Consider the following 25,935-nt stretch of genomic DNA (forward strand, 5'->3'; position numbering starts at 1 on the left):
GATCGAAAGGCTCCTTCATGCGCACGAAGCGCGTCTTCCACGCCGTGGACTCCCATACCGAGGGGATGCCGACACGGGTGATCGTCGGCGGCGTCGGCACCCTGCCCGGCGCCACGATGGAGGAGCGGCGGCAGCGGTTCATGGCCGAGAACGACGGGCTGCGACGCCTGCTCATGAACGAGCCGCGGGGCCACAGCGCGATGAGCGGTGCGATCCTGCAGCCGCCCACCCGGCCGGATGCCGACTTCGGCGTGCTCTACATCGAGGTGTCGGGATGCCTGCCGATGTGCGGCCACGGCACGATCGGGGTCGCCACCGTGCTGGTGGAGACCGGCATGGTGCCCGTCGTCGAGCCCGTCACGACGATCCGGCTCGACACCCCCGCGGGACTCGTCGTCGCCGAGGTGGCGGTGTCGGACGGCCATGCCGAGCGGGTCACCATCCGCAACGTGCCCTCGTTCGCCGTCGGGCTCGGCCGCACGGTCGACGTCCCGGGGTTCGGTGCGGTGACCTATGACCTCGCGTTCGGCGGCAACTTCTACGCGATCGTGCGCCTCGACGACCTCGGTCTGCCGTTCGACCGGTCGCGCAAGGACGACCTGCTGCGCGCGGGGCTGGCGATCATGGCGGCGGTCGACGAGGCCGACAGCCCCGTTCATCCGGTCGACGGCACCATCCGCGGCTGCCATCACGTCTATCTCGAAGCGCCCGGATCGACCGCGCGGCACTCGCGGCACGCGATGGCCATCCACCCGGGCTGGTTCGACCGGTCGCCCTGCGGAACCGGCACCAGCGCGCGCATGGCGCAGCTCCACGCCCGCGGCGAGCTTCCGCTGCACACCGACTTCGTCAACGAGTCGTACATCGGCACCGCCTTCACGGGTCGCCTCGTCGAGCAGACCGAGGTCGCCGGCATCCCGGCGGTGATCCCGACGATCACCGGCCGCGCGTGGGTCACCGGCACGGCGCAGTACATGCTCGACCCGAGCGATCCGTTCCCCGAGGGGTTCGTCCTGTGAGCGCGGGATCGGTCGGCGTGCCCGTCGTCTCGGCGGCCGACATCGAGCGCGCGATGACGCCGGCCGCGGCCGTCGAGGCGATCGATGCGGCGCTGCGATCGGGGCTCGACGTCGAGGCCGACCACGAACGGATCTTCGCGCCGCTGACGGCGGGCGACTTCCTGCTGATGCCGTCGGAGTCACCGGATGCCGTCGGCATCAAGGTGGCGACGATCGCGCCCGGCAACACCCGGCTCGGGCTGCCGAAGATCAGTGCCTGGTACCTGGTGTTCGATCGCGAGACCTTGCAGCCTGCGGCGATCGTCGACGGCACGCGGCTGACGACGCTGCGGACGCCCGCGGTCACCGCCGTCGCCGTCCGCGACCTGCTCGCCGCCGACCCGCGCGGTGCCCGGCGGCGGATCGACCGTCTCGCGGTGCTGGGGTCGGGTCCCCAGGCGATCGAGCACGCGACGACGCTCGCGGCGATCCTGCCGGTCGGCGACGTGACGATCATCGGGCGGACGCCCGAACGGGTGGAGGATGCCGTCGTGACCCTTCGCGAGCGGGGTATCGATGCCCACGCCGGGACGCTCGCGGCTGCACGGGACGCGGATGTCGTCGTCACCGCGACCTCCTCGAGCACGCCGGTCGTCGATCTGGGAGACATCGCGCCGAGCGCCGTCGTCGCCGCCGTCGGGGCGCACGGGCTCGATCACCGTGAGCTCGGCGCCGACCTCGTGCGGGCCGCCGATGTCGTCGTCGAGGCCCGTGCCTCGGCCCGGCGCGAGAGCGGCAACCTCGCGGGCGCGGCTGGCGGCGCGCCGCTCGCCGAGCCCGCCAACCTCGCCGAGCTGGTCTCGGGCCGCGTCTCACGCCGGCCCGGAGCGCCCGCCGTGTACACCGGCGTCGGCATGGCCTGGGAAGACCTCGCCGTCGTGCAGGGGATCATGGAGGTCATGCGGCGGGGGTCCGCATCGGAGGAGACGACATGAGCACGCCCGAGTTCCGCAACGTGGTCCGGCTGGACAAGCAGCCCAGCATCCGCTCGACCGTCACGCGTGCGCTCCGCGCCGCTGTCATCAGCGGCGAGCTGCAGCCCGGCCGGGTGTACTCGGCGCCGAGCCTCGGTGAGCAGTTCGGCGTCTCGGCCACGCCCATCCGCGAGGCGATGCTCGACCTCGCCCGCGAGGGTCTCGTCGTCACGATCCCCAATCGCGGCTTCCAGATCACCGAGGTGTCCGAGCGCGACCTCCGCGAGGTGACCGAACTGCGCCTCATGCTCGAGCCGCCCGCCATGGAGCGCGCGACCCCGCTCATCCCGGCCTCGGCGCTGCCGGACCTCCGGCGCAAGGCCGCCGACATCGTCGCGGGCGCCCAATCGGGTGACCTGGTGGAATACCTCGCCGCCGACAGCGACTTCCACCTCGCGCTGCTGCAGTACGCCGGTAATGCCCGGCTCGTCGACCTCGTCGCGGGGCTCCGCTCGCAGACGCGCCTGTTCGGTCTGGCGAACCTGCACGAGCAGGGGCGGCTCGTCGCCTCGGCCCACGAGCACGACCTGATGCTCGACGCGATCGAGGCGGGCGATGCCGCGGGCGCTCGCGACCTCGTCCACCGCCACATCGAGCACGTGCTGACCGACTGGTCGGGCGAAGCCCCCGCACGCTCGGATGTCGCGGACGGCGGTGTCGGCACGTGACGGAACGTCCCGGGAATCCCGACGTCCTCGTCATCGGCGCGGGCATCGTCGGCGCGGCGGTCGCCCGTGCGGCGGCGGAGGCCGGGTTCTCGGTGACCGTCGTCGAGCGAGGAACGATCGCGGCCGGCACGACGAGCCGGTGCGAGGGCAACCTCCTCGTCTCCGACAAGGAGGTCGGACCCGAGCTCGAACTCGCTCTCCACTCGCAGCGCATCTGGCGCGGCGAGCTCGCCGAACACGCGTCGCGGTGGGAGTTCGAGGCCAAAGGCGGACTCGTCGTCGCGGCGAGCGAGGGCGGCAAGACGGCCCTCGACGCGCTCGCCGAACATCAGCGCTCGCTCGGCATTCGGGCCGACGACGTGCCCGACATCGCGGCGCTGCACGACATCGAGCCGTACCTGAACCCCGCGATGGCCGGTGGCGTCTACTACCCCGACGACGCCCAGGTGCAGCCCGTGCTCGCCGCGCATCATCTGCTGCGGCTCGCCCGCGACCGCGGCGCCCGATTGCTGACCGGCGTCACGGTCACCGGCATCCGCACCCGCGCCGGACGTGCGATCGGCATCGATTCCTCCGCGGGCGCGATGGACGCGGGTGTCGTCGTCAACTGCGCCGGGCCATGGGCGGGCGAGATCGCCGCGCTCGCCGGGCTCGAGCTGCCCGTCCTGCCCCGGCGCGGCTTCGTGCTCGTGACCGAGCCCGTCCCCGTGACCGTGCGACACAAGGTGTACGCGGCCGAGTACGTGCAGAACGTCGCGTCGTCGGATGCGGGGCTCCAGGTCTCTTCGGTCGTCGAGGGGACGCCGAGCGGCACGATCCTCATGGGGGCGAGCCGCGAACGCGTCGGCTTCGACACGTCGTTCTCGGCCGAAGCCGTCGGACGCGTCGCGCGCGCGGGCGCCGAGCTGTTCCCGGTGCTCGCCGACGTGCAGATCCTTCGCACGTACTCGGGTTTCCGGCCGTACTGCCCCGACCACCTGCCGGTCATCGGTCCCGACGCCCGGCTTCCGGGTCTCTGGCACGCCGCGGGGCACGAGGGCGCGGGCATCGGACTCTCCGTCGGCACGGCCGCCCTCATCGTGCAGGCGCTTCGCGGCGAGCCGACCGACCTGCCGCTCGACGCCTTCCGGCCCGAGCGCTTCGCGGAGCGGGTCGCGGCATGAGCGCGGACATCACGAGCAACGAGACCTTCCGCTTCGACGGGGCGCCGGTGCCGTTCCGCCCCGGCCAGACCGTGGGTGGCGCGCTCGCGGCATCCGGCGTCGTCTCGTGGCGGGCCACGCGGGGGAGCGGCGAGCCCCGCGGGCTCTTCTGCGGCATCGGCGTCTGCTACGACTGCCTGCTGAGCGTCGATGGACAGCGCTCGCAGCGCGCCTGCGTCACGCCCGCACGGGCCGGGCAGGACGTCCGCAGCGACAATCCGGACGCGCCCCTGCCGCTGCCCGCGCCGGAGGGGGCTGAGCCGTGAGCGTCGAGAATCGCGCCGACCTCGCCGTCGTCGGGGCCGGACCGGCGGGCCTGTCGGCGGCCGTCACTGCGGCCGAGGCCGGGTTGCGGGTCGTCCTCGTCGACGCGGGCACGCAAACGGGCGGCCAGTACTGGCGGCATCCCGACGAACGGCACCTCGATGCCTTCGCCGATCCCGAGCACACGGGGCACCACCACTGGGAGCACTATCGCGGGCTGCGCGATCGGCTGCGGCGTCAGGTCGAGACCGGAGGCGTCGTCCACCGCGCCGGCCGGCAGGTGTGGCGGATCGACCGCGAGGCGGCCGGCGGGTTCCTGATGCGGACGACCGCCGTGACCGGGGTGGATGCCGCGGCAGCGGCCGATCGCGCGATCCGCGCTGCGCGCGTGGTGCTCGCGCCCGGAGCCTACGACCGTCAGCTGCCCGTGCCGGGCTGGACGCTGCCCGGCGTCATGGCCGCCGGCGGCGTGCAGGCGATGCTGAAAGCGAACCAGGTCGCGGCCGGCCGTCGCGCCGTCGTCGCGGGAACCGGGCCGTTCCTCCTGTCGGTGGCGGCGGGACTCGCGCGAGCGGGCGTCGAGGTCGTGGCCGTCTGCGAGGCGAACGCGCTGTCGCGCTGGGCCGCGACGCCGCTGCGGGCGCTGCAGGAGCCGGGCAAGCTCATCGAAGGGGTCGGCTATGCGACGACCTTCGTCCGCGAACGCATCCCGCTCCGCACCCGCACGATCGTGACGTCCGTCGCGGGGGAGGGGCGAGTGACCGGCGCGACGGTCGCCCGGGTGGATGCCGCCGGGCGCGTGCGTCCGGGGACGGAGCGCACCCTCGACGTCGATCTCGTCGCCTTCGGCTGGGGCTTCACCCCGCAGATCGAGCTCGTGGTCGGTGCCGGGGCGGAGACCCGGATCGACGTCGACGGGTCGCTCGTCGCGGTCGTCGACGGCGACCAGCGCACGAGTGTTCCCGGTCTTTACGCAGCCGGCGAGGCGACCGGCATCGGCGGCGCCGTGCAGTCGTGCGCCGAGGGTGAGCTGGCAGCCCTCGCGGCGGCCGTCGACGCGGGTCTCGCGGTGCCGATGGCATCGGCCCGGCGTCTGCGGAGGCGGATCGCGCGCGGTCGGAGCTTCGCGGTCGGGATGCATCGGGCGAGCCCCGTGCCCGAGCAGTGGGCGACCTGGCTCCGCGACGACACCCTCGTCTGCCGGTGTGAGGAGGTGCCGGTCTCGGCCGTCCGCGACACGGTGACCGACCTCGCCGCCGACGACGCCCGGGATGTGCGCGTGACCGCGCGCCCCGGAATGGGGATGTGCCAGGGGCGCGTGTGCGGCTTCGCGCTCTCGTGCCTCGTCGGCCAGGAGACCGGACGTCCCCGGCGGGCCGCCGATGTCGAGCCCCTCGTGCGCCGGCCGATCGGTACGCCCCTCCGCGTCGCAGATCTCGCCGAGCTGGCCGAGCCCGCGGCGCAGGCCGAGCCCCCGGGTTCCGCCGACCTCGCGGGCTTCGCCGGTCCCGCCGGGTTCACCGCCGCCGCCGACCCCGCAGACGTCACCGACCCCGCAGACCTCCCCGACTCCGCAGACCTCTCTCCCCGGAAGGAACGCTCATGACCACCGCAGCATCCCCCGCCACGGCGACGCCCGTCGCCGACACCCCGATCGCCGAGGTCGACGCGTTCGTCGGGCTCGCCGCCGAGGCGTCATCGGCCTGGCGAGCGGCGTCGATCGCCGTCCGGGGCGAGGCGCTGCGCGCGGTGGCCGACGGGCTCGACGCGCGTGCCGACGACCTCGTGCTCCTCGCCGGCCGTGAGACGCATCTCGCCGAGGCGCGGCTGCGCGGCGAGCTGAAGCGCACGACGTTCCAGCTGCGCCTGTTCGCCGAGGTGCTCGCCGAGGGCTCCTGGCTCGATGCGCGCATCGACCACGCGGTCGCCGACTATCCGATGGGGGCACCGCGCCCCGACATCCGGCGTCAGCTCGAGGGCATCGGCACGGTGCTGGTGTTCGCGGCGAGCAACTTCCCCTTCGCGTTCTCCGTCGCCGGCGGCGACACCGCCAGCGCGCTCGCGGCGGGGAACGCCGTCGTGCTCAAGGCGCACCCGGGCCACCCGCACCTGTCGCAGCTGACCGGCGAGATCGTCACGGCGGCCCTCTCGGCGGCGGGCGCGCCCGCGGGTATCTTCACGGTCATCCACGGGACGGATGCCGGGGTGCACGCGCTGCGGCATCCCGAGGTCCGTGCCGCCGCCTTCACCGGGTCGATCGCCGGCGGCCGCGCGCTGTTCGACATCGCGATGTCGCGGCCCGAGCCGATCCCGTTCTACGGCGAGCTCGGCAGCGTGAACCCCGCGTTCGTCACGCGCGGTGCCGCCGAGTCGCGGCCGGCGGAGATCGCCGAGCAGTTCGTCGCCTCGGTCGTCGGCAGCGCGGGGCAGCTGTGTACGAAGCCCGGCCTGCTGCTCGTGCCCGCCGGGTCGGGAGTCGTCGACGCGCTCGCCTCGATCGTGCTGCCGGGGCCTGCGCCGCTGCTCAACGATTCGATCGCGTCGGGCTTCCGCCGGGCGTTCGACGGCGCCGCGCAGCACGACGGGGTCGACGTGCTCGTCGGGGCTCCCTCGTCGGACAGCGACACGCCGCCCGCGCCCGCCCTGCTGCGGACGACCGCCGCCGCGGTGATCGCCGACCCCGACGCCCTCGTGTCGGAGATGTTCGGGCCGGCGGCCCTCGTCGCCGAGTACGACGACGATGCCCAGCTCGTTGCGGTCGCGAAGCTGCTCGAGGGTCAGTTGACCGCGACGATCGTCGCCGAGGAGGGCGACGCGGTGGCGGCCGAGCTGCTGCCGGTGCTCGCGACGAAGGCCGGCCGCGTGCTGTGGAACCAGTGGCCGACCGGTGTCTCCGTGACGTGGGCGCAGCAGCACGGCGGCCCGTACCCCGCCACGACAGCGGTCGGGACGACGTCGGTCGGAACCGCCGCGATCACCCGCTTCCTGCGGCCGGTCGCGTATCAGAACGTGCCCGAGGCGCTGCTGCCCGCCGCCTTGCAGGAGGCCAACCCGCTCGGCATCCCCCGCCGCGTCGACGGCATCCTGCAGCCCTGAACCGCCCCTGCTCTTCCACGTCGAGTCGCCAGGGAATGCGGATGCTGGCATCCTCGCATCCGCACTCTTTGGCGACTCGACGGGGATGGGCCCGGGTCACCGGGTCAGGTGCTGGGTGCCGACGGCGGCGCGGGTGGCACTGAGGGCGGCGTCGAGGTCGGGGTAGCGCAGCTGGGCGACCCGGATGAAGACGAAGTCCGCGACGGCGAGCTGCGCCATCCGGCTCGCGAGCGCTGCAGCGCGCAGGGTCGCCTCTCGAGCGGGGGTGCGCAGGGTGGCGGATGCCGCAGCGGCGAGGGGCGAGTCGGTGTCGTTGGTGATCGCGACCGTGAACGCTCCGGCGTTCGAGGCGATCTCGACGGCGCGCAGTACATCGATCGTGCCGCCGCTGAACGAGAACGCGATCGCGGTGGTGCGTTCGTCGGCGAGCGCGGCGTGCACGAGCTGAACGTGCGTGTCGTGGGAGCTCAGGCACATGATGCCGATGCGCTGCAGCTTCTGCGCGAGGTCGGCCGCGGCGAGGCCCGACGCGCCGACGCCGAAGGTGACGACCCGCTCGCTGTCGGCGATCGCTCGGGCGATGCGTTCGAGGGCGTCGAGATCGAGCATCCGGCCGGTCTGCTCGATCGTCCGCGCCTCGTGGAACGCGACCTTCGCGACCATCTCGGCGGGGGAGTCCGACGGGTTCAGCTCGCCCTCAGCGATGTTCGAGCGCTCGAGCTCGATCGCTCGCCGTGAGACCTCCTGGGCGAGCTCGACGCGGAACGAGGGATACCCCGCGAATCCGAGGCTCTTCGCGAAGCGGACGACCGACGCCTGCGAGACCGACGCGCGCTCGGCGAGTGTCGTGACGGTCGCGGTCACGGCGAAAGCGGGGTCGTCGAGCACCGCGCGAGCCACCTGCACCTCGGCCGGGCGCAGACGGGGGATGATCGCGCGGGTCGCTTCGAGGACGTCGCCGTCCATGTGCCTCCTCGGGAAGTCGGTTCAGTCTTCCACAAATCTTGACAAAAGTTGCCGCCAAGAGCACCCTGTGTGAAACAAAGTGCCACGCGCCCATCGGCGTGCGCCGCACCCCGACGAGGAGCATCCGTGACCACCCCGCACCCGACCCCCGCCACCGAGACGCCCAACCCGCTGACGGGCGAGCTCGACGCGATGTCCGTCGATGAGATCCTCCGCGTCATGAACGACGAGGATGCCGGGGTGGCCGGGGCCGTCGCGGCCGCGATCCCCGCGATCGCCCGAGCCGTCGATCTCGCCGTCGCCGCGCTCTCGTCCGGCGGGCGCCTCGTCTACCAGGGGGCGGGCACGAGCGGCCGTCTCGGCGTCCTCGACGCGGCGGAGTGTCCGCCGACGTTCGGCACCGACCCCGCCCAGGTCGTCGGCCTGCTCGCCGGCGGTAACGAGGCGATGTTCCGCGCGATCGAAGGTGCGGAGGACTCCCGCGAGCTCGGCGCTGACGACCTGACCGGCATCGGACTCACCGAGCGCGACGTCGTCGTCGGCATCGCGGCATCCGGTCGCACGCCCTACGTCATCGGCGGACTCGACGAAGCCCGTCGAGTCGGCGCCGCGACGGTGGCGATCTCGTGCAGCCCGAACGCCGAGATCAGCGCCCACGCCGACGTCGCGATCGAGGTCGACAACGGTCCCGAGGTGCTCACCGGCTCGACCCGGCTCAAGGCGGGCACGAGTCAGAAGCTCGTCCTCAACATGATCTCGACGGCGACGATGGTGCGTCTCGGCAAGGTCTACGGCAACCTCATGGTCGACGTGCGCCCGAGCAACGAGAAGCTCGTCGCCCGCGCCGTCCGCATCGTCCAGGCCGCGACCGATTGCGATACCGCCACCGCCCGCCGCGCGCTCGACGAGGCCGATGGTCACGCCAAGACGGCGATCGTCGCGATCCTCTGCGACGTCGACGCGGCGACCGCCCGTGAGCGGCTCAGCGCGGGCGCGGGCTTCGTCCGCGAAGCCGTGCGCGGCCGCGCCTGACGCGCCGCCCGCCCGTACCCCCGAACCCAGCACCCGACACCCGAACCCCGTCCGCCGGAAGGAATCACCGTGGATTACCCCGAACTCAGCGAGGAGATCCTGCCGCTCGTCGGCGGCTCGCAGAACATCGCCTCGTACACGAACTGCATGACGCGCCTGCGGCTGAACCTGCACGACCCGTCGAAGGCGGATGTCGCGGCGCTCCGGCGCCTCGACGGCGTCATGGGCGTCGTCGACGGCCCGCAGCTGCAGGTCGTCGTCGGTCCCGGTCACGCGCAGCGCCTGCGCGACGCCTTCGCCGAGGTCGTCGACGCTCCCGCCGAGGCTCCTGTCGACGATCCCGCGGACGAGGTCGCCGACATCGCGGCGGCCGCGGCGGGGAGCCGGGCCGCGGGCGCGCGAGCAGCCGGCGGCGGCGAGCCCGTCGACGCGGCGACCGACCTGCGCACGCTGCAGCAGCAGAACACGCAGAAGGTGAAGTCGCGGCACACCTCGCGGGTGCACGGGCTGTTCCGCCACATCGCGAACATCTTCGTGCCGATCATCCCCGGGTTCATCGCCTGCGGACTCGTCGTGGCGATCGGCAACATCTGGAAGCTCATCGACCCGAGCGTCACCGCCAACCCGTGGTTCCTGGTGTTCGCGGCCCTCGGCACGATCGTCGTCACCTCGCTCAACCTCATCGTGGGGCTCAACACGGCGAAGGAGTTCGGCGGCACCCCCGTGCTCGGCCTCATCGCCGGCGCCATCTCATACCTCCCCGCGCTCGCCGGCATCGCCGCGACGACGGCCGCCGACGGCACGGTCACTCCGGCTCAGCCGCTCGTGCTCCCGCTGTTCGGCGAACTCAAGCCCGCGCTCGGCGGCATCATCGGCGTCATGGTCACGGCGTGGCTGTTCACGGTCATCGAGAAGTGGATCCGCAAGCGCGTTCCCGCCTGGGCCGACCTCTTCGTCGTGCCGGTCGTGACGCTTCTCATCGGCGCCGTCATCTGCATCTTCGTGATCATGCCGATCTCGGGTCTGCTCATGCAGGGCATCAACTGGCTGCTCATCGACTTCGCCCTCGAGCGGGGCGGCGTCATCGGCGGATACCTGCTGTCATCGCTGTTCCTCCCGCTCGTCATGCTCGGCATCCACCAGGGCCTGACGCCGATCCACGCGCAGCTCATCACCGACCACGGCTTCACGGAGCTGCTGCCGGTTCTGGCGATGGCGGGGGCGGGCGAGGTCGGCATGGCGATCGCGATCTTCCTGAAGACCAAGAGCACCCGGCTTAAGAACATCATCCGTGCGGCGCTGCCCATCGGCGTGCTCGGTGTCGGGGAACCGCTCATCTACGGCGTCTCGCTGCCCCTCTTCTACCCCCTCATCACGGCCTGCCTCGGCGGTGGCTTCGGCGGCGCGTTCGTGGCCTTCGGCATTCAGGCCAGCGGCGGGTTCGGCGCCGGTGCCCTCGGGCTCTCGGGCGTGCTCATGACCGCCGTCATCACCAACGGCGCGTGGCTCTGGTACGTCGGCGGCCTCGTGATCTCGTACATCATGGGCTTCGTGCTGACCTGGTTCTTCGGCTTCAAGGAGCACATGGTCGAGCGGCTCGGCTGAGACAGGAGCGCCCCGATGCTGTTCTCCATCTACCCCACGGATGCCGCCGAGACGCGGCGGACCGTCATCGATCAGGTGCTCGCGACGGCGCCGTCGTCCTCGCCGGCGCCCGGCGCGTCCGGCGACTCCGGCGATGAGCGGATGCTGTTCACCTCGCTGCACATGGTCGACACCGGCGAGCTCGCCGCGTTCGGCGAGGTGCTGCGCGCGGCGCACGACGATGACGGCGTGACCTTCTGCGCCGACGTCTCGCCCGTCGCGCTCGAGTACGTCGTGGCCGGCGACGAGGGGTGGGGCTGGCTCGCGCGCCGCGGCATCACGATGCTGCGACTCGACTACGGCTTCGACGCCGATGAGATCGGCCGGGTCGCCGAGGCGTCGGGATGCCGCATCGCCGTCAACGCCAGCACGGTCGACGTGGCGTTCCTCGACGAGCTGGCGGGGCTGCCCGTCGTGGGCTGGCACAACTTCTACCCGCGGCCCGAGACGGGCCTGACGGCGTCGTTCCTCGTGGCGCAGTCGCGGCTGTTCCTCGACCGGGGGATGCCGGTGCTCGCGTTCATCCCCGGCGAACGGGAGCTGCGTGCGCCGCTGCACCTCGGCCTGCCGACGCTCGAGGTGCAGCGGCACCACAACGCCTGGCGTTCGTACCTTCAGCTGCGGCGGCTCGTTCCCGAGGCGGTCGTCGTCTGCGCCGAGGGCGCTGTGGCCGATGACCACGCCGCCTGGATCGCGGAGTTCGAGGCGACCGGCACGGTCACGCTGCCGGTCGTGGGACTGGATGCCGCGGCATCCGTGCTGCTGGAGCGGCCCTGGCGGCTGCGGGTCGAGGAGGCGGCGGCATCCTTCCGGCTGGACGAGACGCGCGGCGGCATCCGCCCCTCCCGCATCCGCAACGCCGATGCGCGTGAGCGCGGCAGCCTGCAGGTCGACCTCGACGCCTACGGGCGGTATCGGGGCGAGGTGCACCTCATGCGGGCCGATCGCCCGCTCGATGCAGGCCAGGCGCGCATCGGCGAGGTCGCCGCGCCGTACCGCGGCATCGTCGACGACCTCCGCCCCGGGCAGACCGTCCGCCTGATCCCGCTGCCTTCCTGACCCCTGCGACGGGGGCGGGGAGAGGGACCGATTCTTGCTACGTACTACTAATACGTAGTATCAATCGCAGGAGGCCGTCCGTGGGGAAGGCCGGTAAAGTCACATGCCAAGAAAGGCAGTCATGGGGAAACGGCCCACGAGCCGCGACGTCGCCGCCCGCGCGGGGGTCTCGCAATCGACGGTCTCGCAGGTGTTCACGGGGCGCGCGGGTATCTCCGCGGCCACCCGGGAACGGGTCTTGGAGGCCGCGCGCGAGATCGATTACCGGCCGAACCTGGCCGCCCGCTCGATGCGCACGACGCGAACGGGCCGTCTCGCCGCAGTGCTGCCGATCACCGCGTTCCACTCGGCTCCGCTGATCGCCGGCACGATCGAACGGGCCCGTGCCGCCGGGTACGAGGTCGAGGTTCAGAGCATTCCCAACGCGCCGGACCAGCGTCGACCGCGACTGCTCGAGATGATCGATTCCCGTCAGTTCGAGGGCATCCTCTGTTACGCACCCGTCCCCGGTGGCGACCTCGCGCGGGTCGACCCGAACGTGCCGGTGCTGACGCTCGAGGAGTTCGACGACGACATGCGCGTCTCGGGCGAAATGCTCGACGTCCACCCACTCGAGAGCATGGTCGAGCGGCTCGCCGAGCTCGGGCACCGGAGGTTCCTGCACATCACCGGCGCGCGCAGCTACCCATCGGCGGATGCACGACGTCGTGCCTATGAAGCGACGGTCGCTCGCTTAGGCGTGCAGTCCGTCGGCGTCGTCGAGGGCGATTGGAGCGCGCAGTCGGGCCTCGACGCCATCCGTTCGCTCGATGGCGACTCACTGCCGCTCGCCGTCATCGCGGCGAACGACTTCATCGCGACGGGCGTCGTCCGGGGCGCGCTCGAGCGAGGCTGGACCGTGCCGGGGGATGTCAGCGTGACCGGGTGGGACGATTCGCCGACGAGTGCGTTCCAGGTGCCGTCGCTCACGAGCGTGTCGATGGACTACGTCGAGCTCGGCCGCCGCACCGCCGACCGGCTCATCGCCCTCATGCGGGGCGAGCAGGCGCCGTCTCCCACCGAGCCGCTGCAGCACGTGGTCTGGCGGGAGTCGACCGCCGCTCCCGCCTCCGCCTCCTGACGTCGAGTCGCCACGATCTGCGGGTCCCGGGCCCCGGCATCCGCGTTCCCTGGCGAGTCGACCGCCGGCTACTCCTGGCCGGTCGGGGTGGTATCCAGCTCCCAGGCGGTGACGGCCACGGTGGAGCCCTCGACGATGTCGAGCTCGATCGGCCACGAGCCGCGCGTCATGCCCGGGCTTGCAGCGGCGTAGACCCGCTTCGTGACGAGCGCTCCGTGAGTCGAGGCGCCGTCCCAGCCGAGGAACGCCACGGCGTACCCGCCCGCCGGCACCTCGATGCGTTCTGGCCCCGGATCCTGCGCCATGAAGGAACTGCCAGGGGTGAGCTCGACCGTCAGCAGATGCTCGTTCTGGTCGCCGAACGCGACGTCGGGGTATCCCTCGATCACGCACGATTCCTCTGAGAAGTTCATCAGCCGGATGGGCATCCCGCGGTGACCGGTGGCGGCATCCGGTTCGCCCTTCAGGACCATGGCCCGGTCTTCCGTGCACCATCGCGGATCGGTCGGCGCGGAGGTCCCGGATGTCTCGGGTACCGGCACCCCAGGCGCGGCGGGATCGGGCATCGCCCCGAACGTCACGGCGGCCTCCGCCTCTTGCTGAGCGGCGACTTCGTCGTTGACGGCGGCGGTTCGTGCAGCATCGCTTCCCGCGCCGAGGCCGGCCGCCGCAATGGTGGCGACCGCGGCGGCGGAGCCGATCCACAGCAGGGGCCGCGATCGCGGTGTTGCGACGTCTGCCGGCATGCGTGCGTCCGGCATGCGAGTGTCCCGAGTGCGGGCGACGAGGCCGGGCAGCCACCCGACCGCGAGCCCCCACAGAGCGCCGGATGCCGAGGCCGCGCCGAACTCGCCCACGACGAGCCCCCGCGGGCCGAACATCGCGAGCGAGCTCCACGCGGCACCGAGGTCGAGCGCGAGTCCGACCAGCGCCCCTGCCGCGACCGCCGCGAACCACGCCGCGAGGAGCAGGCTGCTGCGCGTGTGCATGAGGGTCGTGACCCAGAGGAACACGAGCCCGACGGCGACCGCGCCGATGGCGACGCTCAGGACCAGCCACGGACCGCTGTCGCCCCACATCAGACCCGCGGGCACGACGGGGGGCACGAGGTTCGCGAGTTGCGCGGCTCCGCTCGGGATTCGCGAGAAGCCCCAGCGGGTCAGCGCGACGGCCGCCCAGAGCGCCGCGGCGAGCCCGCCGGCGGCGACGAGTCGCCGGGTCATCGGCGGTCGTGCAGGTGGTCGCGGTGCTTGGCGGCCTGGCGTGCACGCACGGGCAGGTCGATGGGGCCGGTGACGGTGAGCTCGTCCTCCCAGCACTCGATGCCGCGCACGTCGGGCAGCCGTTCCCGCGTGAACACGGGGTCGAGCCCGGCGCGTCGCTGCTCGGTGTAGTCCTTGAGAAGGCGGAACGCGATGCCCGACAGCAACGCGATCGCGATGAGGTTCGTCAGCGCCATCAGCCCCATCACGCCGTCGGCGAAGTTCCACACGAGGTCGGCTCCGACGACCGATCCGCCGAGGACGGCGGCGACGACGAGCACGCGGTACCCCGTCAGCACGGCGCGGTTGGTCGAGATGAACTCGATGTTCGATTCGCCGTAGTAGTAGTTCCCGAGGATCGACGAGAACGCGAGCATGAAGATGATGATGCTCAGGGCGATGTTCGACCACTCACCGAGGGTGTCGACGAGGGCTCCCTGGGTCAGGTCGATTCCCCGTGTAGCTCCGGCCAGATCGGGGACGGAGACCAGGATGATGAACGCGGTCACCGAGCACACGAGGAATGTGTCGAAGTAGACGCCGAGGGTCTGCACGAGGCCCTGCTTCACCGGATGAGTCACGGCGGCGCTCGCGCCGGCGTTCGGAGCCGAGCCGAGCCCCGCCTCGTTCGAGAACATGCCGCGCTTGACGCCGGTGAGGACGATGTATCCGAACGCGGCCCCGACGACCTCGTTGAAGCCCCAGGCCGACGTGAAGATCTCGGCGAACACCGGCCCGATCCGATCGAGGTGCAGCGCGACGACGATCACGCCGAGCACGAGATAGGCGAGCGCCATGATCGGCACGAGCACCTGCGTCACCGAGGCGATGCGGCGCACCCCGCCGAACACCACGAGCCCGGTGAGGAGCGCGATGCCCGCCCCGATGATCCACGGCAGCCAGGGCAGATCGCCCCCGACACTCGAGCTGATGGTGGCCGAGATCGTGTTGGCCTGCAGCGAGCTGAACGCGAAGGGGAAGCAGACGATCAGGATGACGGCGAAGAGGATGCCGAGCCACCGGGCGCCCAGCCCGCGCTGCATGTAGTACGCCGGGCCACCGCGGAAACTGCCGCGGTCGCGCGTCTTGAACAGCTGCGCCAGCGACGACTCGATGAAGCTCGACGCTCCGCCGACGAACGCCATGACCCACATCCAGAACACCGCGCCCGGGCCGCCCACCGCGATGGCGGTGCCGACGCCGGCGATGTTCCCGACTCCCACGCGGGAGGCCGCGGAGATCGTGAAGGCCTGGAAGGCGGAGACCGACTGCGGCTTGCCGTCCGCGGTCTGCGGCGTCTTGTCGGTCAGCGTGCGGAACATCTCGGGGATCAGACGGAACTGCACGACGCCCGACCGAACGGTGAAGTAGAGCCCGAGGAGGACCACGACCGGGAGGACGATCCAGGTCCAGAGGTGGTCGCCCCACGTGAGCAGCCAGTCGTTCACGGCATCCATGCCCGTCGAATCCATGCTCGCCAGTATGACGACTCGACGACCCCGTGCGAGGCGGACGCGTCTGATCAGCTCGGAATGGCCGGTGAGAAATGACTCATGACCGCGTTGTCAAGCATCCGCGCGCACCTGATTTCCCCAGGTGGCCCCCGGTACGCTGTCAGCTGGTGAGCCGGGAAGTCTGGTCGGCACGTAGTCGTCGATCGAACCCGGAGAATCCGTGCTCACTGTCCTGCCTGCCCTCTGTTGCCGCGCGCCCGCGAACGCCCTGACCGGGCGGCGGCGCGCGTGACCCTCCTCGTCGCGGTCGCCGCAGCCTGGTTGCTCGTGGCGCTCGCCCCCGCGTTCGTGCGGCTGACCGGACGGCACGCGGGGTGGCCTCTGGCCGCCGGCATGCTCGCGGTGCTCGGGCTCGTCATCTCGGTGTGGAATCCGCAGCAGGTCGTCCGCGAATCACTGCCGTGGATCCCGGCACTCGATGTCGCGCTACGCCTGCGGCTGAACGGGCTCGCGCTGCTGTTCGCCGTGGTGGTGCTCGCGATCGGCGCGGTGGTGCTCGTCTACTCGTCCTCGTACCTGCGTCAGCCTCGCTCGCCGGGCTTCTACGGCCTGATGACGGCGTTCGCGGCGGCGATGCTCACCCTCGTCCTCGCCGACGACCTCGTCGTGCTCTTCGTGGCGTGGGAGCTGACGACCCTGTGCTCGTACCTGCTGATCCTCCGTTCGGGCCCCGCGGCGAAAGAGCCCGCGACGCGCACGCTGCTCGTCACCGCCGCCGGCGGTCTCGCCCTGCTCGCCGCCGTCGTGACCCTGATCGCGCGCACCGGCACGACCGAGCTCACCGCCGCCCTCGCCCACCCGCTGTGGCGCGAGGACCCGGGATTCGCGACCGTCGTCGCGGTGCTCGTCGCCCTCGCGGCCATGACGAAATCGGCGCAGTTCCCGTTCCACTCCTGGCTTCCGGATGCCATGGTGGCGCCCGCCCCGGTGAGCGCTTATCTGCACGCGGCGGCGATGGTGAAGGCCGGGATCTTCCTGCTCATGCTCTTCGCGCCAGCCGCGTCCGCGGCGGCGATCTGGTCGCCGCTCCTCGTGGGCGTCGGGCTCTGGACAGCTCTCATGGGGGCGTTCTTCGCGGTTCGCCGCGCCGACATGAAGGAGCTGCTGGCGTACTCGACAGTCAGTCAGCTCGGCCTCCTGGTCGCGGTGATCGGCGTCGGCACGCCGACGGCGATGCTCGCGGCGAGCGCGCATGTGGTCGCTCACGCGCTGTTCAAGTCCGCCGGCTTCATGGGCGTAGGACTGGTCGAGAAGCGCACCGGGACCCGGATCCTGACCGAGCTCCGCGGATCGTGGGGGATGCTGCGCTGGGATGCCGCGATGCTGATCCTCGCGGCGGTCAGTATGGCCGGCATCCCTCCGATGCTCGGTTTCATCAGCAAGGAGCTGCTTCTCGACTCGTTCCTCACGGCGGCTTCGCCTGCGCTGTCATGGACGCTCGCGATCGTGGCCACCGCTGGAGCCGTGCTGACGGTGGCGTACAGCCTGCGACTGGTGCTTCCCCTGCTGCCCGGTCGCCTCGGTGCCGCTCAGCCCGGTGAGCACGGGCCGCAGGCACGCGCCTGGCGCGACACGCGAACGATGTCGGTCGCGGTATCCGTCCCGGCGATCCTGGGGTTGGCTCTCGGTGCGGGCGCACCGCTGCTCGACCCCCTCGTGCGACCCGCGGCAGCGGGGGCGGCGCGCGTCGACGCGGTATCCGTCTCGGGCATCTACCTCTGGCACGGTGTGAACGCGGCTCTGCTGCTGTCGGTGACGGCGATCGTGCTCGGAACGCTGGTCGGCCTCCGGCTGCGCGGTACGCCCGTGCCGCCGACACCGCAGCGGTGGTCAGGCGTCCTCGCCGTCCAGTATGCGCAGCGGGGCATCATCGCGCTCGGCCGTCGTGTCGGCGACCTGACGCGCTCCGACGCCCCCGCCGCGAACCTCGTGGTGCCGATCGTGCTGATCGGTGCCGCCGCCGCAGCGCTTCCCGCGATGTGGCGCGGCTGGCCGCGCTACGACGAGCCGTTCCTCGTGCTCGATCTGCTCCTGCTCCTCCTCGTCGCGGCCGGGGTGATCGCGGTCTCGGTCGCCACCCGCCGCCTGACCGCGATCATCAGCGTGGGTGTGGCCGGGTTCGCCGTCGTGCTGTGGTTCCTGGTTCTGGGGGCCTCGGATGTCGCGGTGACGCAGCTCCTCGTCGAGATCCTGACCGTCGTCGTGATGGTGCTCGTACTGCGCCGGATGCCGCGCCGCCTGCGCCCGTCGCGCCCGCGGCGACGCGTGCTCGCGGTCATCGCCGCGCTCGCCGCCGGGGCGACCGCGACGCTCGCCGCGCTCGTGTTCACCGGACACCGCGAGATCTCGGATGTCGCCGCCTTCTTCCTCCGCGAGGCGAAGGAGCTGACCGGCGGCACCAACATCGTGAACACGATCCTGGTCGACTTCCGAGCGCTCGACACGCTCGGCGAGCTCGTCGTCCTGGGTATCGCAGCGGTATCGATCACGGCGCTTCTCGAGGCACGTCGAGCCGTTGACCGCCCGGTGCGGGAGGGAACCTCCGCCGCGCTCTCCAACGCCCGCGCCAACGCGGTCTTTCTCACCACTGTGGGACGCATCGTCGCCCCCGTGATGGTGGTCGGGTCGGCCTACGCGCTGCTGCGCGGTCACAACGACCCGGGCGGCGGCTTCATCGCGGCCCTCATCGGCGCCGCGGCCATCGCGCTGATCTACCTCGCCGCCCCGAGCGACGAGATCCCGCGGATCGAGCGTTCGTACCTGGCGATCGCCGGAGCGGGCGTCGTCATCGCGGTCGGCACCGGTCTGCTGGGGCTTCTCGACGGCTCGTTCCTCCGGCCGCTGCACTTCGACATCGGCAGCCTGCACCTCACCACGGCCCTCGTCTTCGACCTGGGTGTGTATCTCGCGGTCTTCGGGGTCATCCTCGCCGCCATCAATCGCCTCGGTCTGTCTCCCGCCGAAGCGGTCCGAACCGACCGTTCGTCAGAAAGGAGCGTCCGGTGATCCTCGCCCTCACCATCGGTGTGCTCGTCGCCGGAGCGGTCTACCTGCTGCTGCAGGAGGACCGGCTGCGCGTCATCCTCGGCTTCGTGCTGCTCTCGCACGCGGTCAATCTGCTGCTGTTCAGCGCCGGCGGCATCGACTCGCGCGAGGAGCCGCTCGGCGAGGCGCTGGATCCGGCGACCACGGCCGATCCGCTGCCGCAGGCGTTCGTCCTGACCGCGATCGTCATCGCCTTCGCGATCACCATCTACCTGCTCGTCCTCGCCGTCACGGGCAACCCGTCCGAAGACGCCGGGCTCGAGGATGCGGGCGCCGACGATGCAGGGCCCGACGATGCGAAGGCCGCGGCCGCGGCCCCGGCCCCGACCCGAGGAGGACGCCGATGAACGACGCTCTGCTTCCGCTCATCGTCGCGGTGCCTCTGCTCGCGAGCGGTGTCGCCGCGTTCGCGCGCCATCGTCATCGGTGGGCGATCGTCCTGCTCCTGACCGTCCTGACGGCGAACCTCATCGCGGCGGCCGGGCTCGTGTGGGCCACAGCCGACGGATCGGTCGTCGCCCACGGGATCGGCGGATGGCCCAACGGCATCGCCATCCCGTTCGTCGCCGACGCCTTCTCCGCCCTCATGCTCACGGTCGCGGGGCTGCTCACCCTCGTCTGCGTCGTCTTCGCGATCGTCGCGGACACCGGTCGCAACCGGCTCTTCCCCGCACTGGTCCTCGTGCTGACGGCGGGCGTGAACGGCGCGCTCCTGACGGCCGATCTGTTCAATCTCTTCGTCTTCATCGAGGTCATGCTGCTGCCCTCGTACGGGCTGCTGGTGCTCTCGCGGCGCGGTCGCGGCACCGACGAGTCGGTCACCGGCTCGCGGCTCTACGTCACCTTCAACCTGTTCGTCTCCACGGTCTTCCTGGCCGGGGTGGCGCTCGTCTACGGCGTGGCGGGCACGGTGAACCTCGCCGAGCTCGCCGGCGCCGCTCAAGAGTCGCCTCTGGTGGCGGCAGCGCTGGGGGTCTGCCTCTTCGCGCTCGCGATGAAAGCCGCCGTGGTCCCCGTGCACGGATGGCTCGCCCGCGCATACCCGTCGACGTCGCCGGCCATCACCGCGATGTTCTCGGGTCTGCACACGAAGGTCGCGATCTACGCCATCTACCGCATCTACGCCGTCGGCTTCGAGGGTGACCAGACCTACCTCTGGATCGGCGTCGCCGTCTTCAGCGCCACGATGCTGATCGGTGTGCTCGGCGCGGTGGGGGAAGACCGGATGCGGTCGATCCTCGCCTTCCACATGGTCAGCCAGATCGGCTACATCCTGCTCGGCGTCGCGCTGTTCACGCCCCTGGGACTGGCCGCCGGCATCTTCTACCTGCTTCACCACATGATCGTGAAGGCATCGCTGTTCCTGTCTGCGGGCGCGATCGAGACCCGATTCGGGACGGATCGCCTCGACGACCTGCGCGGTCGGGTGGGCCGGGAACCCGTGCTGATGGTCGCCTTCGGGGTCGCGGCGCTGTCGCTCGCCGGCATCCCGCCGTTCTCGGGCTTCTTCGCGAAGCTCATGCTGCTCGTCGCGGCGATCGAGGACGGACAGGTCGCGGCGGCAGTGATCGCGATCGTGGTGAGCCTGATCACCCTGCTGTCGATGCTGAAGATCTTCAACGCCGTCTTCGCCCGCACGGTCACCGGTGGTGAGCCGGGTGAGCCGGGCGATCCGGTCGGGCGCGGGGGGCTCGCGGTGGCGCAGCGAACCACGACCCGCGCAGCGCTCGCGGCGCCTGCTGTCGTGCTCGCCGCGGCGACCCTGGCCCTCGGGCTCGGTGCGCAGGGGCTGTTCGCCCTCGCGGAGGTCGCCGCCGCCGGCCTGCTCGATACGACCGCCTACGTCGGGGCGGTGCTGCCGTGATCCTCAGCATCCTCACTCTGCCCTTCCGGTTCGCGGCCTTCGTCTGCTGGTTCGCCGCGCAGCTGACGCTGACATCGGTGAGGGTGCTCGGCGACATCCTCAGCCCGGGGCTGGCCGCAACGCCACGCGTCGTGCGGCTTCCGCTGGGGCCTGCGGGTGACCTGCACGTCACCGCGATCAGCGTCCTCATCACGCTGACTCCCGGCACGCTGGCCCTCGGCGCGGCACGCGATGAATCCGGCGCGCGCTTCGTCATCGTGCATTCGCTGTACCACCGCGACCCCGATTCGGCGCTGGCCGACTTCGCCGACATGGACCGCCGGATGACGCGCGCGGTCGCACTGGGAGGACCGAGATGAACCTGCTGGACCTCGCCGCGGCGGGATGCGCGATCGCGATGATCGCGTCCGTCGTGCACATCCTGCGCGGCCCGACCCCCGCCGACCGCGTCATCGCCGCCGACCTGCTCACCTTCAGCCTGGTCGGGCTCGTGGCGCTCGTCGGCGTACGCCTGGCGCGTGAGGGCACGTTCGACCTCGTGCTGGTCGCGACCCTCGTCGCCTTCCTCGCCGCGGTCTCGCTCGCGCGCGCGCTGACGGGAGGACGTCGATGACGATCCTCGAGCTCATCGGTCAGATCATCGCCCTGCTGGGCGCGCTCATCTTCGTCGTCGCCGCCGTCGGCCTGCGCCGCTTCCCCGACCCGTACGCGCGCATCTCGGCCGTCGCCACCGCCGCCGGCTTGGGCGTCGCGTTCATCACGGTCGGCGCGGTGCTGCAGGTTCCGACCGTGGACAACGTCGTCAAAGTCGTGCTCGCCGTGCTCCTGCAGCTGATCACCTCGGCGGTGGCGGCCATCGTCATCGCCCGCGCCGCGGTCAGCTCAGGGCATCGGTTCACCGAAGGCACCGATACCGCGGCTCTCGATGAGGACGGATGACACGCGCGGTGCGGCGGCCCGGGGTGCGGGCGCCGTGGCATATGGTGAGGGAGTTCGGCCGCGAGGCCGAGCAGGTGCGCCGGGAAGTCTGGTCGGCAAGACGATGACCGCTACCCGAAGGGCCCCCGTGAACCCCCGCATCGCTGTCGCCGGTGACCGACCAGAACCGATGGCGGCAGCTATCGCGTCCCTCGCCACGGAGGGGGAGCCCACCTGCCTGGTGTGGACGGTGGATCTGGAGGCGGAGCCGACGGTCCGCCGCTCGCGCGCTGAGCTCAAGCAGCGCTACGAATCCCTCCTCGCTCACGCGTCGGGTCTCGTCGCCCTGCGCAACCTGGTCGTCCTGCTGCGGCACGCCGACCGCATCCCCGAACGCAAGATGCATGCCGCTGCTGCCGCGCTCGCCACCCGGCTGCACGCCGACCTCGAACGGGCGCGCGGCCGCTACGTGGATGTCGCGGTCGTCGACATCAGCTCGTGCACCGACACCCGGCGTCTGCTCGACCGCGTCGAAGAGGTCGCGGGAACGGCGGCCGGCCCGGTCGGGAACGTCGCGCTCACCTGGCACGAGATCCGCGACCGCAGCATTCACGCCGCCGCTGCCGCGTCGCAGTTCTGAGCGCCGCCACCGTCAGTCGAGTCGCCACGATGTGCGGATCCGGCACCCCGCGCATCCGCAGCTTTTGGCGAGTCGACCGCTCGGCGGAGGGGTCAGCCGTCGGCGACGACGTCCATGCCCGGGCCGTCTGCCGGGCGCGGCGCGAAGCCGTGGCGCTCGTAGAACCCCGCGCGGCCGCGAGCGGCGAAGAGCTGGATGTCGTCGACGCCGCGCCGCCGTGATTCGTCGACCAGCATGCGCAGGATCTCGCTCCCGATGCCGCCGCCCCGCGCCGATTCCGCGACGATCATCTCGGTGACGAACGCGTGCAGCGCACCGTCGCTGATGAGGCGCCCGATGCCGACGAGCCTGCCGTCGTCGTCACGCGCCGAGCACACGACCCAGCTGCCCGCGAGGGCCCGTTCGAAGGTCTCGGGTGACCACTCGGCCCAGCCCGTCTCGGCGTAGAGCGCGGCGAACTCGGCGGCCGTGGGCGGCGTGAGCGAGTAGTGGAGGGTCACGCTGCACCTCCGAGGAGCGTGTGCCGCCAGGTCGTCCCGTCGGGTTCGTAGACGACGCGGGTGTGGCGACGGTCGAGCGATCCCTGCCAGAACTCCACGCGGGTCGCCTCGATGCGCCAGAGCGCCCAGTCGCCTTCCGCGACGTCCCGGCGTGCCGCCTCCGACCGTGCCGCGAGGTCGGCTGCGGTGTCGTCCGCGCTCGCCTCACAGACCGACCCGCGCACGCGCACCGCCCGCATGACCGGCTGCCACCAGAACGCGAGGGCTGCTGCGGGCTGCGCTGCGAGCTGCCCGCCCTTCGCGGACGATCGTGTGCTCGCGAACGCCCAGCCGCGGTCGTCGACGTCTTTGACGATCAGCGTCCGGGCATCGGGGATGCCGTCGGCGTCGACCGTCGCGAGGGTCGCGGAGTGGGGCTCGGCGACACCCGCGGCCGCCGCCTGGTGGATCCACTCCTCGAACAGCGTCACCGGCGATGCGGGGAGCCGGTCGGTGTCGAACACCGGAGGTGTGCCCGTCAGCGAGGGCTGCGAGCGTAGCCACTCCCGCAACGCGCTCATGCCGCGAGCCACGCGACGTCGGCGAAGAGCTCGCGCAGGTCGAAATGCCGCCGGCGCGGCCAGGTGTCGAGGTCGATGGGGATGGCGTCGTCCATGACCTCATCCTCCCAAAGTGGCCTGTCGCGGCGCAGATGCGGGAGAGTAGAGGCATCATGACCGACGCCACGCCCTCCGTCCTCTTCGTCTGCGTGCACAACGCGGGACGCTCGCAGATGGCCGCGGGGTTCCTCCGCGACATCGCGGGTGATCGCATCGAGGTCCGCTCGGCCGGGTCCATGCCCGCCGATCGGATCAACCCGGTCGCGGTCGAGGCGATGGCCGAGCTCGGCATCGACATCACCGCCGAGCAGCCGAAGGTCCTCACGACAGAAGCCGTGCAGGCGTCCGACGTCGTCATCACGATGGGATGCGGGGATGCCTGCCCGTTCTTCCCCGGCAAGCGCTACGAGGACTGGAAGCTCGACGACCCCGCGGGGCAGGGGATCGATGCCGTCCGCCCGATCCGAGACGACATCCGCGAACGCATCCGTGCGCTGGTCGACGAGCTCATCTGACGGCGCCCTCCCGCCGGAAACGACGATCGCCCGCCAGGGACGGATGTCCACAGCGGGCGATCGCGCCGGCCGCTTCGAGGGCGGGGGCGGAAAGCGTCAGCGCGCGGCGCCGGCGAGGGTGCCGGTCACCTGGCCCTGCGGGTCGCCGATGAGGCAGAGGATCTCGCGGTCGCCGGCGTCCCAGCTGCCCTGGGTGGGGACGTAGTAGTTGTACCCGAGGACCGACTCCTCGTACGAGATGCCGACGAACGGCGCGAACGCGTCGTAGCAGACCTGCTCGGCTTCGGTCTGCGCCGCCTCGATGCCGGGGAACTCGTCGGCCTCGATGTCCTGCGCGTGGTAGGCCTCGAGGTCGTGGGCCGCGCCGCAGGGGACGGTCGGGGTCTCGGTGACCTCGGTGTCGGCCGTGCCCGAGTCGAGCATGCAGTCGCCCACGCGGATCGCGAAGACGTCGGTGCTCTCGTTCGACTCGGCGATCGCGCCCGACTCGTCGCGGACGGGGGCGGCGGCTCCGCCACCGGTGAAGGCGTTGAGCGTGGAGCAACCGGTCGCGAGCAGAGCGACGGTCAGTGCGGCGGCGGGCAGGACGAGGAGTCGACGAGGAGCGTTCACGTCGAACGACTCTAGCCAGTTTCGGCTGTTTCTGGGAAACCCTGATGATTTTCCTGAGTATTCATCCGGGGGATGCATGAAACGCTTCACGCCACGCCGGGCACATCGCGGAGGGCCGTGTAGACCGGGATGCCGCGCTCTCGGGCGATCGCGACATCCTGATCCGCGCCGCGCGATTCTCCGGGCAGGCGGAGAACCGCGTCGCAACGCCGCAGCAGGCGATGGGCGACCGGGTACATCACCTTCTCGGCGAGCGGGTCGGTGGGGCCCGAGGCTCCCGCGCTCGCGAGGACGGGCAGCGCGACCCACTCACCGATCATCGGGATGTGTCCGGCCTCGAAGAGCGGCCATGCCGCCTCTTCCAGGCGGTCGAGGTTGCGCCGCATCAGGGCGGGATCGCCGCCGGTGCCCGAGGCATAGGGTCCGGCGATGAGGATCATGAGGGAATCGGTCGTGGCGTGAACCGTCATGCCTCGATAGTATGCATAAACGTGCACAAACATGAAGGAGTCGGAATGCTCGCTGCATCGCGGAAGGACCTCCTGCTTGCACGGCTGCGCGCCGACGGCCGCATCGTCGCGAAGGAACTGGCAGCCGAACTAGGGGTGTCCGAAGACAGCATCCGCCGCGACCTTCGGGAGCTGGATGCTGCCGGCCTCGCCGTGCGCGTCTACGGGGGCGCAGTTCCGGCGTCGCCGGCCGTCGCCGACTACGCGTCTCGCCAGGCGGTCGCTACCGAGAGCAAGCAGCGCATCGCCCGCTTCGCCGCGAGCCTCATCGAACCGGGCAGCACGGTGATCGTCGATGGCGGCACGACCGCCCTCGCCACGGTGCGGGCGGTCGATCCCGCGTTGATCTGCACGATCGTCACCCATAGCCCGACCGTGGCGGGGGCGCTGCTCGACCACGCGGCCGACGTCATCATCATCGGCGGGAGGCTCTTCAAGCACTCGGCGGTCGCCAGTGGCGCGGCGGCGGTCGAGGCCGCCCGGATGGTGCGTGCCGACCGCTTCCTCCTCGGAGTCACCGGCATCCACGCCGACGCAGGCCTGACCACCGGTGATGCCGACGAAGCGGCGATGAAGCGCGTGCTCGCCGAACGCGCTGCCGAGACCTACGTCCTCGGCAGCGAGGAGAAGATCGGTGCGGTGTCGCCGTTCGCGGTGCTGCCGTTCGACGAGGTCACGGGGGTCATCGTCGATCTCGCGGCTCCGGCCACCAGCCTGGAGGCCCTCGACCGCCGCGGCGTTCCGTTGCTCCGCGCCGGGTGACACGCGCCGAGTGACGCCGTCGCGGCTGCTCGCTAGGCTGAGCCGCATGCAATGCCGGTGAACCGCTTCCGATCCCCATCCACGCGTCGAGGACGACGCGATCGAAAGGTTC

Annotated in this window: 27 protein-coding genes; 20 read left to right on the forward strand and 7 right to left on the reverse strand. The window is 71.4% G+C overall.

The window, feature by feature from the left end:
• Positions 1-17 precede the first annotated feature (17 nt).
• The 7 genes from ACLBWJ_RS10110 to ACLBWJ_RS10140 are packed head-to-tail and all read left to right on the forward strand — an operon-like array spanning position 18 to position 7,262.
• Positions 18-1,019, forward strand: coding sequence for a proline racemase family protein (locus tag ACLBWJ_RS10110; RefSeq protein WP_274179465.1), 1,002 nt, complete (start codon positions 18-20; stop codon positions 1,017-1,019).
• Positions 1,016-1,993, forward strand: coding sequence for an ornithine cyclodeaminase family protein (locus ACLBWJ_RS10115; protein ID WP_282501663.1), 978 nt, complete (start codon positions 1,016-1,018; stop codon positions 1,991-1,993). Before ACLBWJ_RS10110 ends, ACLBWJ_RS10115 begins: the two co-directional genes overlap by 4 nt.
• On the forward strand, positions 1,990-2,700 hold the full coding sequence (locus ACLBWJ_RS10120) for a GntR family transcriptional regulator (protein WP_112617632.1): 711 nt from the start codon (positions 1,990-1,992) through the stop codon (positions 2,698-2,700). Before ACLBWJ_RS10115 ends, ACLBWJ_RS10120 begins: the two co-directional genes overlap by 4 nt.
• Positions 2,697-3,863 (forward strand): NAD(P)/FAD-dependent oxidoreductase, encoded by a 1,167-nt coding sequence (locus ACLBWJ_RS10125; RefSeq protein ID WP_404568518.1) that lies wholly within the window; start codon positions 2,697-2,699, stop codon positions 3,861-3,863. The genes ACLBWJ_RS10120 and ACLBWJ_RS10125 overlap by 4 nt, the downstream gene beginning before the upstream one ends.
• Positions 3,860-4,168: a (2Fe-2S)-binding protein gene (locus tag ACLBWJ_RS10130; protein ID WP_404568519.1), complete on the forward strand. Its 309-nt coding sequence runs from the start codon at positions 3,860-3,862 to the stop codon at positions 4,166-4,168. Before ACLBWJ_RS10125 ends, ACLBWJ_RS10130 begins: the two co-directional genes overlap by 4 nt.
• Positions 4,165-5,772 (forward strand): FAD-dependent oxidoreductase, encoded by a 1,608-nt coding sequence (locus ACLBWJ_RS10135; RefSeq protein WP_404568520.1) that lies wholly within the window; start codon positions 4,165-4,167, stop codon positions 5,770-5,772. Before ACLBWJ_RS10130 ends, ACLBWJ_RS10135 begins: the two co-directional genes overlap by 4 nt.
• Positions 5,769-7,262: an aldehyde dehydrogenase (NADP(+)) gene (locus ACLBWJ_RS10140; protein WP_404568521.1), complete on the forward strand. Its 1,494-nt coding sequence runs from the start codon at positions 5,769-5,771 to the stop codon at positions 7,260-7,262. Before ACLBWJ_RS10135 ends, ACLBWJ_RS10140 begins: the two co-directional genes overlap by 4 nt.
• A 96-nt stretch (positions 7,263-7,358) precedes the next feature.
• On the opposite strand, the gene ACLBWJ_RS10145 is transcribed toward ACLBWJ_RS10140, so the two are convergent.
• Positions 7,359-8,228, reverse strand: coding sequence for a MurR/RpiR family transcriptional regulator (locus tag ACLBWJ_RS10145; protein ID WP_274179459.1), 870 nt, complete (start codon positions 8,226-8,228; stop codon positions 7,359-7,361).
• Positions 8,229-8,354: 126 nt separating this feature from the next.
• Between ACLBWJ_RS10145 and murQ the strand changes: the two genes are divergently transcribed.
• From murQ to ACLBWJ_RS10165, 4 genes are all read left to right on the forward strand, one after another.
• A complete protein-coding gene (murQ, locus tag ACLBWJ_RS10150) occupies positions 8,355-9,260 on the forward strand; it encodes an N-acetylmuramic acid 6-phosphate etherase (protein ID WP_404568522.1) in 906 nt (301 codons plus the stop codon).
• A 69-nt stretch (positions 9,261-9,329) separates the two neighbouring features.
• The gene (locus tag ACLBWJ_RS10155; protein WP_114588747.1) at positions 9,330-10,865 is read left to right on the forward strand and encodes a PTS transporter subunit EIIC; all 1,536 of its coding nucleotides are present in this window, start codon (positions 9,330-9,332) and stop codon (positions 10,863-10,865) included.
• 15 nt (positions 10,866-10,880) lie between these two features.
• Positions 10,881-11,963, forward strand: coding sequence for a MupG family TIM beta-alpha barrel fold protein (locus ACLBWJ_RS10160; RefSeq protein WP_404568524.1), 1,083 nt, complete (start codon positions 10,881-10,883; stop codon positions 11,961-11,963).
• A 121-nt stretch (positions 11,964-12,084) separates the two neighbouring features.
• Complete coding sequence (locus tag ACLBWJ_RS10165) at positions 12,085-13,083, forward strand: LacI family DNA-binding transcriptional regulator (protein ID WP_447660237.1); 999 nt, start codon at positions 12,085-12,087, stop codon at positions 13,081-13,083.
• A 68-nt stretch (positions 13,084-13,151) separates the two neighbouring features.
• Here ACLBWJ_RS10165 and ACLBWJ_RS10170 read toward each other — a convergent pair whose 3' ends face one another.
• Both ACLBWJ_RS10170 and ACLBWJ_RS10175 read right to left on the reverse strand, forming a co-directional pair.
• Positions 13,152-14,306, reverse strand: a complete 1,155-nt coding sequence (locus tag ACLBWJ_RS10170; protein WP_447660238.1) for a DUF4232 domain-containing protein — start codon at positions 14,304-14,306, stop codon at positions 13,152-13,154.
• Positions 14,303-15,817, reverse strand: a complete 1,515-nt coding sequence (locus tag ACLBWJ_RS10175; protein WP_447660239.1) for an alanine/glycine:cation symporter family protein — start codon at positions 15,815-15,817, stop codon at positions 14,303-14,305. The genes ACLBWJ_RS10170 and ACLBWJ_RS10175 overlap by 4 nt, the downstream gene beginning before the upstream one ends.
• Before the next feature lie 270 nt (positions 15,818-16,087).
• Between ACLBWJ_RS10175 and mbhE the strand changes: the two genes are divergently transcribed.
• The 7 genes from mbhE to ACLBWJ_RS10210 all read left to right on the forward strand — a co-directional run bounded on the left by mbhE (position 16,088) and on the right by ACLBWJ_RS10210 (position 22,326).
• The gene (mbhE, locus tag ACLBWJ_RS10180; RefSeq protein ID WP_447660240.1) at positions 16,088-18,865 is read left to right on the forward strand and encodes a hydrogen gas-evolving membrane-bound hydrogenase subunit E; all 2,778 of its coding nucleotides are present in this window, start codon (positions 16,088-16,090) and stop codon (positions 18,863-18,865) included.
• Positions 18,862-19,251, forward strand: a complete 390-nt coding sequence (locus tag ACLBWJ_RS10185; RefSeq protein WP_447660241.1) for a sodium:proton antiporter — start codon at positions 18,862-18,864, stop codon at positions 19,249-19,251. Before mbhE ends, ACLBWJ_RS10185 begins: the two co-directional genes overlap by 4 nt.
• A complete protein-coding gene (locus ACLBWJ_RS10190; protein ID WP_447660242.1) occupies positions 19,248-20,768 on the forward strand; it encodes a monovalent cation/H+ antiporter subunit D family protein in 1,521 nt (506 codons plus the stop codon). Before ACLBWJ_RS10185 ends, ACLBWJ_RS10190 begins: the two co-directional genes overlap by 4 nt.
• Complete coding sequence (locus tag ACLBWJ_RS10195; RefSeq protein ID WP_282501651.1) at positions 20,765-21,127, forward strand: Na+/H+ antiporter subunit E; 363 nt, start codon at positions 20,765-20,767, stop codon at positions 21,125-21,127. Before ACLBWJ_RS10190 ends, ACLBWJ_RS10195 begins: the two co-directional genes overlap by 4 nt.
• Positions 21,124-21,381, forward strand: a complete 258-nt coding sequence (locus ACLBWJ_RS10200) for a monovalent cation/H+ antiporter complex subunit F (RefSeq protein ID WP_023953776.1) — start codon at positions 21,124-21,126, stop codon at positions 21,379-21,381. The genes ACLBWJ_RS10195 and ACLBWJ_RS10200 overlap by 4 nt, the downstream gene beginning before the upstream one ends.
• Positions 21,378-21,707, forward strand: a complete 330-nt coding sequence (locus ACLBWJ_RS10205; RefSeq protein ID WP_282501650.1) for a cation:proton antiporter — start codon at positions 21,378-21,380, stop codon at positions 21,705-21,707. The genes ACLBWJ_RS10200 and ACLBWJ_RS10205 overlap by 4 nt, the downstream gene beginning before the upstream one ends.
• 169 nt (positions 21,708-21,876) lie before the next feature.
• Positions 21,877-22,326 (forward strand): hypothetical protein, encoded by a 450-nt coding sequence (locus ACLBWJ_RS10210; protein ID WP_447660243.1) that lies wholly within the window; start codon positions 21,877-21,879, stop codon positions 22,324-22,326.
• A gap of 92 nt (positions 22,327-22,418) precedes the next feature.
• On the opposite strand, the gene ACLBWJ_RS10215 is transcribed toward ACLBWJ_RS10210, so the two are convergent.
• Entirely contained in the window at positions 22,419-22,826 is a 408-nt protein-coding gene (locus ACLBWJ_RS10215; RefSeq protein ID WP_282501648.1) for a GNAT family N-acetyltransferase, read from the reverse strand.
• Positions 22,823-23,386 (reverse strand): pyridoxamine 5'-phosphate oxidase family protein, encoded by a 564-nt coding sequence (locus ACLBWJ_RS10220; RefSeq protein ID WP_282501647.1) that lies wholly within the window; start codon positions 23,384-23,386, stop codon positions 22,823-22,825. The genes ACLBWJ_RS10215 and ACLBWJ_RS10220 overlap by 4 nt, the downstream gene beginning before the upstream one ends.
• 152 nt (positions 23,387-23,538) lie before the next feature.
• Between ACLBWJ_RS10220 and ACLBWJ_RS10225 the strand changes: the two genes are divergently transcribed.
• Positions 23,539-23,940, forward strand: coding sequence for an arsenate reductase ArsC (locus ACLBWJ_RS10225; protein WP_447660244.1), 402 nt, complete (start codon positions 23,539-23,541; stop codon positions 23,938-23,940).
• Between the two features lie 96 nt (positions 23,941-24,036).
• Here ACLBWJ_RS10225 and ACLBWJ_RS10230 read toward each other — a convergent pair whose 3' ends face one another.
• Both ACLBWJ_RS10230 and ACLBWJ_RS10235 read right to left on the reverse strand, forming a co-directional pair.
• On the reverse strand, positions 24,037-24,552 hold the full coding sequence (locus ACLBWJ_RS10230; protein WP_447660245.1) for a septum formation family protein: 516 nt from the start codon (positions 24,550-24,552) through the stop codon (positions 24,037-24,039).
• A gap of 86 nt (positions 24,553-24,638) precedes the next feature.
• On the reverse strand, positions 24,639-25,022 hold the full coding sequence (locus tag ACLBWJ_RS10235) for a DUF4406 domain-containing protein (RefSeq protein WP_447660246.1): 384 nt from the start codon (positions 25,020-25,022) through the stop codon (positions 24,639-24,641).
• Positions 25,023-25,067: 45 nt separating this feature from the next.
• On the opposite strand from ACLBWJ_RS10235, the gene ACLBWJ_RS10240 reads away from it, so the two are divergent.
• On the forward strand, positions 25,068-25,823 hold the full coding sequence (locus ACLBWJ_RS10240) for a DeoR/GlpR family DNA-binding transcription regulator (RefSeq protein WP_447660247.1): 756 nt from the start codon (positions 25,068-25,070) through the stop codon (positions 25,821-25,823).
• Positions 25,824-25,935 lie beyond the last annotated feature (112 nt).

Source organism: Microbacterium sp. M4A5_1d (genome assembly GCF_053345465.1).